Source organism: Qipengyuania intermedia, assembly GCF_019711615.1.
GTDB classification, from domain to species: Bacteria; Pseudomonadota; Alphaproteobacteria; order Sphingomonadales; family Sphingomonadaceae; genus Qipengyuania; species Qipengyuania intermedia.
Window position 1 is genome coordinate 297,501 of record NZ_JAIGNS010000002.1, and the last position, 14,108, is coordinate 311,608.

Here is a 14,108-nt window from a genome sequence, read left to right on the forward strand (position 1 = left end):
CAGTGCTTCTTCGTTAATTAGCGGAACACTTTGGAAAGAGTGGCCATAGCGGGTGACAGCCCCGTACGCGAAAATGATCGAAGAAGACTCGAGTAGGGCGGGACACGTGAAATCCTGTCTGAACATGGGGGGACCACCCTCCAAGCCTAAATACTCGCACATGACCGATAGCGAACACAGTACCGTGAGGGAAAGGTGAAAAGCACCCCGATTAGGGGAGTGAAACAGTACCTGAAACCGGATGCTTACAAGCAGTTGGAGCCCCATAGGGGGTGACAGCGTACCTCTTGCATAATGGGTCAGTGACTTAATCTACCATGCAAGCTTAAGCCGTTAGGTGTAGGCGCAGCGAAAGCGAGTCTGAATAGGGCGACTGAGTATGATGGATTAGACCCGAACCCCGGCGATCTAGGCATGGCCAGGTTGAAGGTGCGGTAACACGCACTGGAGGACCGAACCGGTGAATGTTGAAAAATTCTCGGATGAGCTGTGTTTAGGGGTGAAAGGCCAATCAAGCCGGGAAATAGCTGGTTCTCCGCGAAATCTATTGAGGTAGAGCGTCGGATGTATGCCGATGGGGGTAGAGCACTGGATGGGCTAGGGCTGCGCGAGCGGTACCAAACCTAACCAAACTCCGAATACCATCGAGTCTTATCCGGCAGACAGACGGCGGGTGCTAAGGTCCGTCGTCAAAAGGGAAACAGCCCTAACCTACAGCTAAGGTCCCCAAGTCATATCTAAGTGGGAAAGCATGTGGGAATCCCAAAACAACCAGGAGGTTGGCTTAGAAGCAGCCATCCTTTAAAGAAAGCGTAACAGCTCACTGGTCTAAATAAGGGTTCCTGCGGCGAAGATGTAACGGGGCTAAAGATATGCACCGAAGCTTAGGGTTGCAGTTTACTGCAGCGGTAGCGGAGCGTTCCGTAAGCGAGTGAAGGAGAAGGGTAACCGACTCTGGACGTATCGGAAGTGCGAATGCTGACATGAGTAGCGACAAACAGGGTGAGATGCCCTGTCGCCGAAAGACCAAGGGTTCCTACGCAATGCTAATCAGCGTAGGGTTAGCCGGCCCCTAAGACGAGCCCGAAGGGGGTAGTCGATGGGAACCACGTAAATATTCGTGGGCCTGAAGATGTGTGACGGATGGTGGAAGTTGTTCAACCTTATTGGATTGGTTGGGCAGCCAAGCTGTTCCAGGAAATAGCCTCTTCACTATAGACCGTACCCGAAACCGACACAGGTGGTCAGGTAGAGTATACCAAGGCGCTTGAGAGAAGTATCCTGAAGGAACTCGGCAAATTGCCTCCGTACCTTCGGAAGAAGGAGGCCCTGGATCGAGGCAACTCTTTTCAGGGGGCACAGGCCAGGGGGTAGCGACTGTTTAGCAAAAACACAGCACTCTGCTAAGTCGGCTTCAAGACGACGTATAGGGTGTGACGCCTGCCCGGTGCTCGAAGGTTAAGAGGAGGAGTGCAAGCTCCGAATTGAAGCCCGAGTAAACGGCGGCCGTAACTATAACGGTCCTAAGGTAGCGAAATTCCTTGTCGGGTAAGTTCCGACCTGCACGAATGGCGTAACGACTTCCCCACTGTCTCCAGGATATGCTCAGCGAAATTGAATTCTCCGTGAAGATGCGGAGTACCCGCGGTTAGACGGAAAGACCCCGTGCACCTTTACTGCAGCTTTAGAGTGGCATTAGGAAAGAATTGTGTAGAATAGGTGGGAGGCTTTGAAACTTGGGCGCCAGTCCGAGTGGAGCCAACCTGTGAAATACCACCCTGTTGTTTTCTGATGTCTAACCTAGATCCGTTATCCGGATCAGGGACCCTCTATGGCGGGTAGTTTGACTGGGGCGGTCGCCTCCTAAAGAGTAACGGAGGCGCGCGATGGTAGGCTCAGGACGGTTGGAAACCGTCTGCAAGAGTGCAATGGCATAAGCCTGCCTGACTGCGAGACTGACGAGTCGAGCAGAGACGAAAGTCGGTCATAGTGATCCGGTGGTCCCTCGTGGAAGGGCCATCGCTCAACGGATAAAAGGTACGCCGGGGATAACAGGCTGATGATTCCCAAGAGCTCATATCGACGGAATCGTTTGGCACCTCGATGTCGGCTCATCACATCCTGGGGCTGGAGCAGGTCCCAAGGGTTTGGCTGTTCGCCAATTAAAGTGGTACGTGAGCTGGGTTCAGAACGTCGCGAGACAGTTTGGTCCCTATCTGCCGTGGGCGTCGATACTTGATAGGAGTTGCCCCTAGTACGAGAGGACCGGGGTGAACGTACCTCTGGTGTACCAGTCATCCTGCCAAGGGTGCCGCTGGGTAGCTATGTACGGACGGGATAACCGCTGAAAGCATCTAAGCGGGAAGCCTCCCTAAAGATAAGGTATCTTCGAACCGTCGTAGACCACGACGTTGATAGGCCGGGTGTGGAAGCGCAGTAATGTGTGAAGCTAACCGGTCCTAATAGTTCTTTTCGCGCTTGTAGGATCCATACCATCAACGACAGCCCTGTGGGTTGTCCGCGAGGTGGAGGAAACTCTAGCCGGATAACGCCCAGTATCGTGCATCGATTTAAACCCATGTCCGCCTGCTTCATTGCTTGGTGACCTTAGCGTCTGTGACCCACCCGATCCCATCTCGAACTCGGCCGTGAAACCGGACAGCGCCGATGGTACTAGTGCTCAAGCACTGGAAGAGTAGGTCGTCGCCAGGCATTGCAGCCGGCGGACATTGGTAACAAACCCATTCACAGTTTCAAAAGCCGCTGCCGGTGTGAACCGAGCGGCGGTTTTTGTGTCTCTGGACACCATGTCTGGAAGACAACACGGTGCCGCGGGGTGGAGCAGTCCGGTAGCTCGTCAGGCTCATAACCTGAAGGTCGTTGGTTCAAATCCAACCCCCGCAACCACCGGTGTAACACTTGCAGCCCCAGCGCCAGTCGCTTGGGGCTGTTTTCGTTTTTTGGCGCCGCCGCTGGCCGCCTCCTCTGTGAACTCCAGCATCCGGTAAAGATCGCCATGCAGTTCCAGGCGGCGAACCTTGCCACCGCGGCTGTCGCCGGCATGGACAACGACCTTCTCAATCAATGCGCGGATAGCCTCTCGCGATGAAGCAGCATCCTTGCTCTCCAAATGGTCTTTGAGTTCGGCGATCGCAGTGCGGTAAACCGCTTCATAGTTCGCCGGTAGGCGTACCACGGTGCGCGTCGGCATGGTCGCAAGTTCCTCCTTCAGGAGCTCTTCCGCAGCCTCGTGTTCCTTAAGCCTGTTGGTAAGAGCGCGTGGCGCTTCATCGTCCTCTTCGATGCGCCGCACGATTTTTGCGATCTTACTCTGTACTCCCCGCAACTCAGCTTTGATTTCGCCTTGCCGCTTGTCAGTTGCCTGATGTTGGGCAGAGAGTTCGCGTTCTAGGTGCTGCGCAAATCGGCTGATGACCTCTGGCGTGAGCAAGCAATCACGCAACCCAGCTAGCGCTCGCTCTTCGAGATGCTTGCCCGCGACGGACCCGTTGGTGCATTTCTTCTGGAGCGAACCCTTACATCGCCAGCGCCCGCCGGTACTCACGTAGGGTTGGCCACAGATGCCGCAGCCGACCAGACCGCTCAGAAGATGTTGCGGACGCTTGGCCCCCGAGAGGGGATTGCCCGTATTTTTGAAATTCGCGTTGAGAGCAGCGCGGGCCTCGATCTGTCGGGCTTTCACGCGATCCCACAGTTCTTGGTCAATAATGCGCAAGTCAGGGACGTCGCTAACAATCCACTCGCTTTTGGGATTGAGACGAGGTCGGCGCGAAAACCCTCGATTTTCATTGGGAATCTCAACCCAGCGGCGCCTATTGAAGACGCGTCGCCCGATATAAATTTCGTTGTTGAGAATTCCTTCGCCCAATTCGATACTGCCCGACAACGTTGAGGGATTCCAAATACCTGCGCTGTACTGACCACTTTCTCGCGCACGTGGAGAAGGAATGTCCTCGCCGTTCAGCACACTGCAGACGGCTTTTAGGCTTTTACCGTCCGCATAAAGTTCGAAGATCCTACGAACTAGGGCGGCCTCCTCCGGGCAGACCGCCAGCCGGTCGGTTGGACGACCCTGAGTGTCGGAGCCCGTGACTTCCCTATGATATCCGAGAACTTTCCCGCCCGTCGAACCTCCTCGCATTGCTTTCGCCTTAAGGCCGCGCCGGGTAGTGTACGCTATGCGTGATCGCTGTTGCTCACCAATGATTGATTTGAAACTAAAAGTTAAATCATCAAGCCGACCCGCCGCGACAGTGTGCACAGTCACGTCAAAAGCGGTGAACAGCTTGCGCATATAGGACAGGTGTTCTTGGTCACGACCTAGTCTGTCCACATCCTCAATGATCAGGATTTCCGCTTCGCCAGCCTTGAGCGCTGCCAGCGCCGCTTGAAGACCCGGCCGTTCCATGGTGGCGCCGGTGATGCCGTTGTCACCTTCAAATCCAACGAAGTCAAAGTCATGCTGCGCAGCGTAGTTGCGCGCGAACAGCTCTTGATCTTGGACAGAGGAAGTGCGGTTTTCCGGATCGTCGAAACTCTTCCGGCCATAGCCAATTGCGCGAATTCTCACAGGCCATCTCTAATGAAATCTTGGTCGAGGCTCGGACTGCGAGGAGCGCCGTCTACGAGAAAGTGACTGGAGGGGACGTCGCCGCTTAGGGCACCAATTACACCGGTTTGGCTGATCGACTGATCATGGACGCTGCCTCCCGCTTCGCGAGGAACCGAATTATTATCTCGACTAAAACATCCAGTTCTGTCGAAGTGATCATTTCGGAGGCACTGTCGTTGAGTCCGTCGCCAGTGGCAGTTTGGTCTGCGGCTATGCGTTGGTGTTTCATGTTCCATGAGATGCACCAAGACGTTGCCGGTCCGGGGGGTAAGCAAACTACGCAATGTCCTCGATCGCTGTGCTGAGTTCATCGGCGAGGTGAAGCCGACTGGATTGCGATCTCGCTGAAAAACTGGTTCTCCAACCATCAATCTTGCGGCTCCTGTGGGGAGGATCCTCGATTGGCCGAAGTGGATGGGGCCATTTTACGACGAAAGAAAACGGCGGGATCAATTCGGAGTATCTCGATAGCTCGATCAATTTGGCCCTGCTCCACCTTCGCTAGAGTGTCCTTTACCAGCTTTTTAGCAGTGTTGTTTTCTGGAGCACTTAGCTGATCCGGCGCCGCCCTGTCGGCTTTGCATGCGATCCGAAGGGCTTCGGTCAGTCGAGCCAAGGATTTTTTGCCAAGCGACTGAAGATCGTGATTGAATTCGAACTCTGGCAGTTTCTTCTCGCTTAACAAGGCTTCGATACAGGCGTGAATGCGGGCGCGCTGTGTTAGCAAATTCATAGCGAGGAGCGCGGCACCCTCTGTTGCATCAACTCCAAAGCGCTCTCGAACGAAAGAGCGACGTGTCCAGCCAGCCCCGGACAGGTCCGTTGCAGTCATCGCCTGTAAAGGATCAATGGCTTTGAGGATTTCGCGTGCGGTGTGGCGGAAGTGTGCGTAGGTTAGACTGTGCTCGGGCAGTCGCTTCTGAATATCCTTGGCCATCGAGATCAAAACATGACTTGAGGCATCATCATCGAGAAGGCCAGCGGTCTTTAAAAGCTCCTCTGCTTCATCGTCAGCGACATCGTTATCCGCGGGGAGTGTCAGGAGGCGACTGATTGCTTGAGTAGGCGCGATCAACGCTGCATGCGCAACCGAGCTCATTGTCGGCCAAATAGCTTGCCCGGTCCACGCTCGGCCCAAGGGGGCCTTCGCGCATTGAGCCAGCTGCGCCATCCGCACATGAGCAGTGGCGACGGACAGCAGCATCGTATGATTTTGGACGATCGGCCGCACGAAGGAGACCGCCTCACGGCCCTTCTGCTTTGCTACCCTCAGCGCGTCTACTGGGTAACCACCAACCAGCGCCGCGTAGATTTCTCGGTTCCAGGAGCGAAGTCTGTTCAGATCGTCTCCATGGCTTTCGTGGCTGACGGCCAGTTTGTTCTCGAACACGTCAATGATGCTGGGGTCCGCATTTCGCGATAGGAAACGCGCAGCGTACCCCGCGCAGGACACAGGACCGGGGTAATTCGGCGGTGGGAAGACATAAGCTTGCTCAAAGTGAGCGGAGGGCAGGTTGGATAGATCGTAGCGATACGAATGTAGCGCCTCCTGCACCTGCTCTCCTGTCATGCGCCTAGTCCGAAGTTCATCGATGGCCGAGGAAAGAGTTTGTCCAGCTCCCCCGGATAGCAGATGTAGCGTGGCCTCGACAAAGAACTCGTTTTCAAGCCCTCGGCCCGTGACATTGAGGCGAGCGGCAAGCGCTGGATTGGGACCTACGGGAGTGGGTTTGGTATCTTTCTGCTTTCCCCATGTTGTTAACTTGGGCCTCTGTGAGACGGGTATTTTCAGTTTCGGATCATGTTTCATCGTGGCAGACCATAACGTGGATAGACCTGCCGGTTGCACGGCAGGTAGACGCACCTGCGGTGCGTGAACTAATAAGGGATGATCCGGACTTGCTGCGCCGGGTCGACCATGGGGGCTGAGCGGGCCCCACCGTGTCTGCCATCCACGACCTAGTCGTGGTCAGGTCGATATATTTCGACCTGCATAATCATGTGTCGCATCGGCCTCTTGCCACTCAGCCTGGATACGACAACGAGAACATTTATGGTACGTCGCCGATCAACTGTCCAGCTGAATTTTGAAATGCGATCAGGTTGGCGGCTGCCAAGGTTTCCAAGGCTTGATCTGCGCCCATACGAGGTAGGTCTCGATATCTGTCCTCTCCCAGCGCGGGCGAGGGAGGCCGGGAAGGCTCGCGGGAAATTGACCTTCTTTGATCCGGCGCTTGATCGTGCTTGCGCTCATTCGGGTGACCCGCTGGACCTCCTGGTAGAGTACCAGACCATCTTTGTCGGTTTTGATTTGATATGGATTTCCGTCGAGCATTCGTCGTCCTTTCTGAGATTGGACGGCCAGGCTAACTTATGGTTTGACACTCTTGGGGGGTAAGCAAACTTTGGGAGGTTAGGTCGGCAGGCAAGGTTCGTCTTGGCAGAAGGAAAAATCGGAATACAGAATCATGAGTCGAGGGTGGCAAATTCGAATTAATCTCGCCACCCAACTTCACGTTAAATGGCGTTCTCGCGCAGCCAGCATTGCGATAGCCGCTCGATAAACCGCTTCGTGGTCAGATTGATTGATTTCGCAAAGTTCGAAGAAAGCTGTCATGAATGCACATTTGGACTGAATCGAAGAATTGTCAGCCTTCGCGAGGCACGGAACTATAGCGTTCTCACTCGGCGCATTTCGAGCCAGTCGCTGGATGCGAGCTACGCCCTCCGTTCCAGCGATATCCGAGACAGTTTCCTGCTTTGCAAACTCTACTAGCCGCTGTGCGTAGAGGGCCATGGCCAGCTCATAGCCTGCGGGAGGGTTTTCCAGCGCCTCTAGTAAAGGGAGTTCCTTTAATAGACGGGCTGCTTGGATGCCCGGATCGATGTGGGCGACCTGCACTCGCGGCAGGCCGAGCGTATGGATTTCTCGAGGAAACGCACCTGAGCCATCGATGTTGGTTTCTACTATTCGCACTTCGCCCAAAGAGCCAAAGTCATTTCGCATGTCCATAATCAGGCGCCCGGTTCCGGGGCTGTTCGTCGACGCCACCGCAAAGAAAATAATTCGCGCACCCGATGCCCGCAAATCTGAGAAGACCTCAGCCAGAAACTGCGTCACTGCAGTACCGCTGGCGAAGAGGTTGGCGCCAAGGTCAAACAACACGACATCTTTGCCCGTCAAATGACTGTCGATCCAAGTGGAAGCTCCGCCCGCTGGCTGGGCCCACGAAAGTGACAGGGCAGAACCTTGCCCACATCGCCGAATGTACCCACTGTTCCCGTCGTCGACGTCTACCACCAACGTTTCGTTTCCTCCTGCCTCGCAAGTTGCGTTGAGGATGTCGGTAAAGGTCGTCTTGCCACTTCCACCCTTTTGCTGGCCTACCAAGCAGATTGTCTTCTTACGCATATCGTGTCTCTCACTTCAGGTTGCGGATGGGATCGACCCGTCGACCGAACGGGTTCTCAGGTGAGGCCATGTGCAGTGTGAGCTGTGGTTCCCCATTCTGGGATGCAGAACTGCTAGCAGTCTTGTGCTTTTTCCTTGCCCGCGGCTTGTGCGCGGACTCCTTGGTGGCGCGCTCGACCGCCCGCCGAACGGTATCGGCCTTGAAGGGATCTTCCTCGCAAAGGTCCCGTCCGATCATTTCCCAGGTCTTGCCGTTCCGGCGCGCTTCCGCGATCTCCGGCAGGTACTGAGTAATGAAACCCGCTTTGCTTTTATTTTGGCGCTGTGCGGGTTTGCGAAGCCTCTTCGCCACCTCATCATTTTCGTTGGTATTCACTTAGCTGCTCCTCAGTGGAGCTTGAACCAAGACACGAGCAGACCCTTACGGTCATTGGCCGGACAACTTTGGTGCATCAAACAGACTTGCGTTCGCAGGCCGCTTTGGCGCCTTTGAACGCGTTGCTGGGTATGAAAGGCTCGAAGCAAGTGCTCGATTTGGCCGCAGGACATCGCCGATGTCACTTAATATGACCGATGGAGTTCAAACCTACATCGAAGAGGCTTGGTGTCCGTGTCTGTCCTTCAACCCCTCATCTGCCCGAATCTTGGCCGCTCACGCCCTCAAAGTGTCCCATACGCTACCGAACGCGGTCCTCAGAAGATCCGACCCATGCACTACTCAACGTCCGGTCGCAGCCCTGCGATCGTCCGAAAGGAAAGGGTTTTTTTGAAGCAGGATGGGTCATGCACTCACCGGCATGACCGACAAGGGATTGCTCGGCGGAGAGCCTTCTCGCACACAGGGACGCGACTGTGACGGCGCGGGGACAGAAAGTCGGAAGAGGGAAGGGCAGTATAACCCTTCACTTGTCGAGTGAAAGGCTGCGTAAGCTGAAAGCACAGGCACTGGCAAGCCAGTTGAGTGTGTCGGCATACGTCGGCCTCATCATCGATGAAGCTGACTCCGAACAATGTCCGGCACTGGCGGCTTTGGGAGCTTTGGTCAGTCTTCACGCGACGGTCGAGAACTCGGGAAAAATCTCCGAGGACCAGCTCCGCGAACTTGAGAAGCTCGTCGATTCGCTGTCCGCTGCCGCTCGGCAAGAGGTTATTGATCTGTGATTGTCAAACTAATCCGTATGAATCGCAATCGAGCGAGTCGAACACTTGCAGCTGCTCAACGAGGACGCATCCGAGAAATGCGGCAGGCGGTGTTTGGTCTGACGAGATACATCGTCGATGCAGACCCATTCTCATTAATGGAAGTTGAGCACGATATCCTGTCGCTCTCCGATTACGCACTGGCCGCGCAGAGCGCCGCTGTCGAACCAGGGGAGAAGGTCGCGGCCCACGGATCCCGAAATCTCGTCTCGAACGACCTTGCGTCCTGGCAGGCGCAAATGCTTGCAGTGGCTGCGCGAGCACCGCGAGTTAAGTCTCCGGTCTTACATGTGATCCTTTCGCTCAAGCAGGACGAGAGCTGGACCGCGGAACAGCGCGAGGAAGCGCTGGACATTGTTCTCGCAACGCTCGACCTGTCCAATTGCCCGGTCGTTTGGGCTGAACACTGCGATACGAACAACCCGCACCTTCATCTATCGATCATCAGAGTAAATCCTCGAACCGGAAAGGTGGCCGGCAGCGATTGGCTTATTGAAGATCTCCACCAATCGGTAGCGTTGATAGAGGAACGCCAAGGCCGTGCAAAGGAGCCGGGCGCCCTCTATGTGGCGAAAAACGGGGCGGTCTACGATTCCGATACTGGTACTCTCGTCCGCGATGAGAACGGACGTTTCCAAGCCGGTTGGCACAAGAGTTTGGGGCGAAAGCGTTCTCGCGTTTCCGCGGAGATCAGGCAACGCCGTGTTGAGCTGATTGCGGCCGTCGATCGCTGCCGGACTTGGTCGGAGTTTCACCAAGCCTGCGCCAGCTGCGACATGACCTATGACAAAAAGGGAAGCGGAGCACGAATTACTACATCGCACAGCTCCTGCAAAGCATCGGAAGTTCACCCCAAACTATCGCGTGTGAATCTGGAAAAACATTGGGGGCCCTTCGAGCCTGATATCCATCGTCTAGATCCGCAGTACGAAGCGTTTCGATACAACTTAGACAAGCAGCTTGCTGATTTGCGGAGTGCCAGAGACAAAGAGACCGAGAAACTTGCGACATGGGCAAACACGACCATAGCTACTCTTCAACTTAAGCGGCGTGAGGTGCTGCGCTCAGCAATTCGGCGGGAAACTCAAGAGGCAAGGAAATCGCTACAGTCCGCCTTCGCGGAAGCGATTAAGCAATGCACGAGTCAAAGACTGACGCTGGAGAAATGGAAGGCGGCAGGTCAGCCACCTTATAAGCGGGTACCGATGCCGAGCCTGCTCTTACCATCAAACAGAGAAGGGGCGGAAAATGAGTGGGCTATCTCTGGCCGGTTTGCGACCCGAAGTGATGGCTGGTCCACTACCTATCTGGATGAACGCGGAGATGAGCTGTTCACAGACCACCGAATTGTAATCTTGGTCCACCGCGACGATCGGGTTGATGCTATCGATGAAGCACTTCGCATTGGAGCCGAGAGGTGGGGAAAGATCTCAGTCCAAGGCCCCGAAGCGTTCGTAAAGCTCGCCACCGAGCGTGCGTTCGCACTCGGTATACCGTTAGCGGGTCAGGAAGGGAGAGTTCCAACGGAAATAACGGAAAAAGATCCTAGGGCATCATCGGAAAAAGCCGCTGTTCCCGAGCCGCTCTCTTCCTCTCAGATATACGATCAAGATGAGATCGAGCGGATCATTCGCTTTCTGCGAAGCCACCCCACATTGGCCTTGCGTCGACGAAAGAAGCGCGGCGACACGGTCGAAACAGGGCGGAGAGGGCCGCTCGAGATCGTATTGCAGACGCCGAATTCTAAGGGAAAGGACGCGCTCTTCCATCCAGATTCGCGCGTGCAAGCAGTTCTTGAGGAACTCCGGACTGAAACGCTCAACAGTATCCGGTCGATCGGTCCCGATACTGACTGCGCTCGTAGCCTTAAGCCAGCTACGAGCATACTTGAGGGACTGAGAGGCGATGACCGGCTCCAACGTGCTGCGAAAGTGATGCTCGGCGACAATGACTTTGAAGAGTTGCTCCGGCAAGTAAGAGAAAAGGCATTGAACCGAATCTCAAACCGAGGTGGGACGCACGGTCAGGGCGAGGCCGAGGCGGGATTGAGCGCAGTAGAAATGCAGTTCTTTTTGAACGGAAATGGGGGGCGGGGTGAGGACTGATCTGCTCACGCTACGTGGATAGATGCAGTCACATCGCTTGGTTTGCGGCGGTACCGCGCTGAAGCAATACATCGTCGGCCACCCAAGACATTTTCCCACTTGAGCTAAGTCTTAGGTGGGGCCGATTGCGGACTATCAGGTTTTGTCCGACTGGCCGAAAAAATACGACAACGCTACGCGCCAAAATGAGCTGAACAAGACCTTGGGACGGGGCTTTCGGAGACCTGCTTGAAAATACAGCCACGATATCCGAACGATCGAGATTGGAGGCGGGATATCGAGAGAAGCTGTTGCCTGCAAATCGAGGCTTTGGTGCATTTTACACACTTTGCCGCTCCGCAGTTTCCTCTGTTAGAAGAACAGCCGCAACTCGCTCACGCTGTGCCCCTGACAACGAGCGTCGGCGGCATAACGATGCTTTCTGTCTCTTCGCCAGCAATTCGTCTCAGAAGCAATTGAACGATCGCACGGGCGCCACCTCCGATATCTTGCCGAATGGTCGTCAACGGTGGAGCGGTTTGCTGTGCAATTGGAAGATCATCGAAACCAACGAGTTTCATCTCTTCCGGGACGTTCCTGCCAAGTTTGCGCAACTCTCCTAGGCAAGCCAAGGCAAGCAAGTCGGTCGCCGCGAAAAGGCCGTCGTAATTCTCGACTGCCTCTTTCATCAGGGCGGCGATTTCGGTTGTCATACCCGAAGTCGCGAGATGGGCAGGAAGCTCGGAAAGTGTCAGGCCGAAGGACTGGGCCACTTGGCTAGCCCCGGAATATCGTGCCGCGAATTCCGGGGCGTTCGCATCCCCTACAAAAGCCATTCGCTTAGCGCCCGCAGCCACCAGTCTCTGCATGGCTAGCTTGCCGCCTAGCAAGTTATCCGATCCGACCACGCAATGGCGCTGTCCTTCGCGGTGCTGGCCCCAGACGACCATTGGCCGATATCCGTCTGCCACCTCTTCAAGGTGGTTGAACTGATCCGACTGACCAACGACGATAACCCCGTCGATCATTCCAGAGCCGATAAAAGGGTCGAGCCAGTCTTCGTTGCTCGCCGGTACCACGCGGCGGAGCATCAGGTCGTAGCCTTTCTCTGTCAGCTCGTCGGCGAGGTGCCCGAGCAGGGTGAGGAAAAACGTGTCCGAGACCTGCTGCTTCTGTTCGTGTCCGAGCGGAATGATGACGCCGATCACGCCAGTTTTCTGACGCCGCAGGCGACTAGCCATCTGGTTCGGGCGGAACCCATGCTCGCGAGCGATGGCCTCGATTTTTTCACGCGTCTTATCATTGACGAGGCTGTTACCCGCCAGGGCTCGCGAAACAGTGCCCGGTGAGACACCGGCCAGTTTCGCAAGATCGGTAATCGTGCGAACGGGTCGGTCGTCAGGTTTGCGGTCTACGGGCATGTTAGCCTCCTAGCCTAGCCAGCCTGAGGCTGCATCACTTTTGGCACCGGACGTCCTGCATCGACGAACATCGTGGCGATCGCCCCCAGGATCATCAAGCCTCCGCCAAGCAACAACACATTGCGCGGATCCCCGCCAAGCAGCGGCTCATAGAACAGCGGCATGGTCAGTGTCTGGATCAGCATCGGGATGACGATGAACATGTTGAAAATGCCCATGTATATGCCGTTTCGTTCCGGCGGGATGGCGTCGGCGAGCATGACATAGGTATTGCCCATCATGCCTGCCCAGCCGATTCCGATACCCAGCATCAACATGAACAAGGCGGCCGTGGTCTCTACTCCTGGAATCAGCAGCATGGCTATTCCCGACGCCGTGAGACAGAATGCATGCGTCAACCGTGCGCCCAGCTTCCTTACGACAGGGATCAGGAGCAGCGCTCCAAGGAAAGCGATAAAATTGTAAAGCGCACCAGCCTGCTGCGTCGTCAGGGTCGCATCGCGGAATGCCGCGCTCGAAGGATCGGACGTATCATAGAGCGACCGCCCGACGGCGAATGTGATGTACTGCCAATAAGCAAACATCGCGTACCACTGGCACAGCATGGCGAGCGACAATTGACGCATGGCCTTGGGCATTTCGCGTATGGCACTGACTATGTCTGCAAGAGTAGCGGCTGGCGTAAGGGGCCTGTCGGCCAGTGTCGCCTTTTCTTCATCGCTCATCGGCAATTCGGGGACGCGCCAGACGGACCAAGCGATAGTGCTGATCGACAGGATCGCACCGATGATGAAGGCGATCTTCACGACCACCGGGATACCGTTGGCATCCAGTACGTCTCGCGCCACGAAGCTCGTAAGCAGGGTGGGAGCAAGATAGGACAGGGTCTGCGCGAGGCCGGTGAAGGCACTTTGCGTAAGGAACCCTATCGAACGCTGGTCCGGTACGAGGCGGTCTGCGACGTATGCGCGGTAAGGCTCCATCGTGATGTTGTTACCCGCATCGAGGATCCACAGCAGACCGGCCGCCATCCAAAGCGTGCTGGAATACGGCATCAGGAACAGGCTGAGCGAACAGATGATCGCGCCGATCAGGAAGTAGGGTGTGCGCCGGCCATACCGTGACGACGTCCGGTCGCTCATCGCGCCGATTATCGGCTGCACCAACAATCCGGTCATCGGTCCCGCCAGCCATAGCAAAGGCATCGTCGCCTCTTCTGCGCCCAGGAAACCGTAGATCGGACCCATGTTTGCCTGCTGTAGCCCGAAACTGAACTGTAGGCCGAAGAAGCCGATGTTCATTTCGATGATTCGCAACAGCGAAAGCCGCGGTTTTGCGATGCTTTGCATACCTTCCAA

The 14,108-nt window shown here is 55.8% G+C and carries 9 protein-coding genes, 1 tRNA gene and 2 rRNA genes (1 of these 12 only partly in view); 5 read left to right on the forward strand and 7 right to left on the reverse strand.

From position 1 onward, the window contains the following. The 3 genes from K3179_RS07825 to K3179_RS07835 form a co-directional block, all read left to right on the forward strand. A 23S ribosomal RNA gene (locus tag K3179_RS07825) occupies positions 1-2,483 on the forward strand (it extends 309 nt beyond the left edge of the window). A 114-nt stretch (positions 2,484-2,597) separates the two neighbouring features. After that, positions 2,598-2,712 (forward strand): 5S ribosomal RNA (gene rrf, locus K3179_RS07830). A 118-nt stretch (positions 2,713-2,830) separates the two neighbouring features. Further along, a tRNA-Met gene (locus K3179_RS07835) sits at positions 2,831-2,907 on the forward strand. Here the strand turns inward: K3179_RS07835 and K3179_RS13625 are convergent. The 5 genes from K3179_RS13625 to K3179_RS07865 form a co-directional block, all read right to left on the reverse strand. Beyond that, on the reverse strand, positions 2,864-4,591 hold the full coding sequence (locus K3179_RS13625) for a recombinase family protein (RefSeq protein WP_425594757.1): 1,728 nt from the start codon (positions 4,589-4,591) through the stop codon (positions 2,864-2,866). The genes K3179_RS07835 and K3179_RS13625 overlap by 44 nt on opposite strands. A 409-nt stretch (positions 4,592-5,000) precedes the next feature. Further along, positions 5,001-6,203: a hypothetical protein gene (locus K3179_RS07850; RefSeq protein ID WP_221563742.1), complete on the reverse strand. Its 1,203-nt coding sequence runs from the start codon at positions 6,201-6,203 to the stop codon at positions 5,001-5,003. A 528-nt stretch (positions 6,204-6,731) separates the two neighbouring features. Next, positions 6,732-6,968 carry a helix-turn-helix transcriptional regulator gene (locus K3179_RS07855; RefSeq protein WP_221563744.1) on the reverse strand — a complete coding sequence of 79 codons (237 nt, stop codon included), beginning with the start codon at positions 6,966-6,968 and terminating at the stop codon, positions 6,732-6,734. Positions 6,969-7,145: 177 nt separating this feature from the next. After that, positions 7,146-8,045 carry a P-loop NTPase family protein gene (locus K3179_RS07860; RefSeq protein WP_221563746.1) on the reverse strand — a complete coding sequence of 300 codons (900 nt, stop codon included), beginning with the start codon at positions 8,043-8,045 and terminating at the stop codon, positions 7,146-7,148. A gap of 10 nt (positions 8,046-8,055) precedes the next feature. Then, a complete protein-coding gene (locus K3179_RS07865; RefSeq protein ID WP_221563748.1) occupies positions 8,056-8,421 on the reverse strand; it encodes a hypothetical protein in 366 nt (121 codons plus the stop codon). Between the two features lie 587 nt (positions 8,422-9,008). On the opposite strand from K3179_RS07865, the gene K3179_RS07870 reads away from it, so the two are divergent. Both K3179_RS07870 and K3179_RS07875 read left to right on the forward strand, forming a co-directional pair. Continuing rightward, entirely contained in the window at positions 9,009-9,206 is a 198-nt protein-coding gene (locus K3179_RS07870) for a hypothetical protein (RefSeq protein ID WP_221563750.1), read from the forward strand. A 77-nt stretch (positions 9,207-9,283) separates the two neighbouring features. After that, positions 9,284-11,350: a relaxase/mobilization nuclease domain-containing protein gene (locus tag K3179_RS07875; RefSeq protein WP_221563752.1), complete on the forward strand. Its 2,067-nt coding sequence runs from the start codon at positions 9,284-9,286 to the stop codon at positions 11,348-11,350. A gap of 374 nt (positions 11,351-11,724) precedes the next feature. On the opposite strand, the gene K3179_RS07880 is transcribed toward K3179_RS07875, so the two are convergent. Together K3179_RS07880 and K3179_RS07885 are read right to left on the reverse strand one after the other, a co-directional pair. Then, positions 11,725-12,750 carry a LacI family DNA-binding transcriptional regulator gene (locus tag K3179_RS07880; RefSeq protein WP_221563754.1) on the reverse strand — a complete coding sequence of 342 codons (1,026 nt, stop codon included), beginning with the start codon at positions 12,748-12,750 and terminating at the stop codon, positions 11,725-11,727. Positions 12,751-12,764: 14 nt separating this feature from the next. Next, positions 12,765-14,099, reverse strand: coding sequence for an MFS transporter (locus K3179_RS07885; protein ID WP_221563756.1), 1,335 nt, complete (start codon positions 14,097-14,099; stop codon positions 12,765-12,767). Positions 14,100-14,108 lie beyond the last annotated feature (9 nt).

Excerpts from the sequence above, each read along its gene's own strand:
- K3179_RS07855 (WP_221563744.1), bottom strand. The coding sequence starts at position 6,968 with ATGCTCGACGGAAATCCATATCAAATCAAAACCGACAAAGATGGTCTG.
- K3179_RS07875 (WP_221563752.1), top strand. The coding sequence starts at position 9,284 with ATGCGGCAGGCGGTGTTTGGTCTGACGAGATACATCGTCGATGCAGAC.
- K3179_RS07880 (WP_221563754.1), bottom strand. The coding sequence starts at position 12,750 with ATGCCCGTAGACCGCAAACCTGACGACCGACCCGTTCGCACGATTACC.
- K3179_RS07860 (WP_221563746.1), bottom strand. The coding sequence starts at position 8,045 with ATGCGTAAGAAGACAATCTGCTTGGTAGGCCAGCAAAAGGGTGGAAGT.
- K3179_RS07850 (WP_221563742.1), bottom strand. The coding sequence starts at position 6,203 with ATGACAGGAGAGCAGGTGCAGGAGGCGCTACATTCGTATCGCTACGAT.
- K3179_RS07885 (WP_221563756.1), bottom strand. The coding sequence starts at position 14,099 with ATGCAAAGCATCGCAAAACCGCGGCTTTCGCTGTTGCGAATCATCGAA.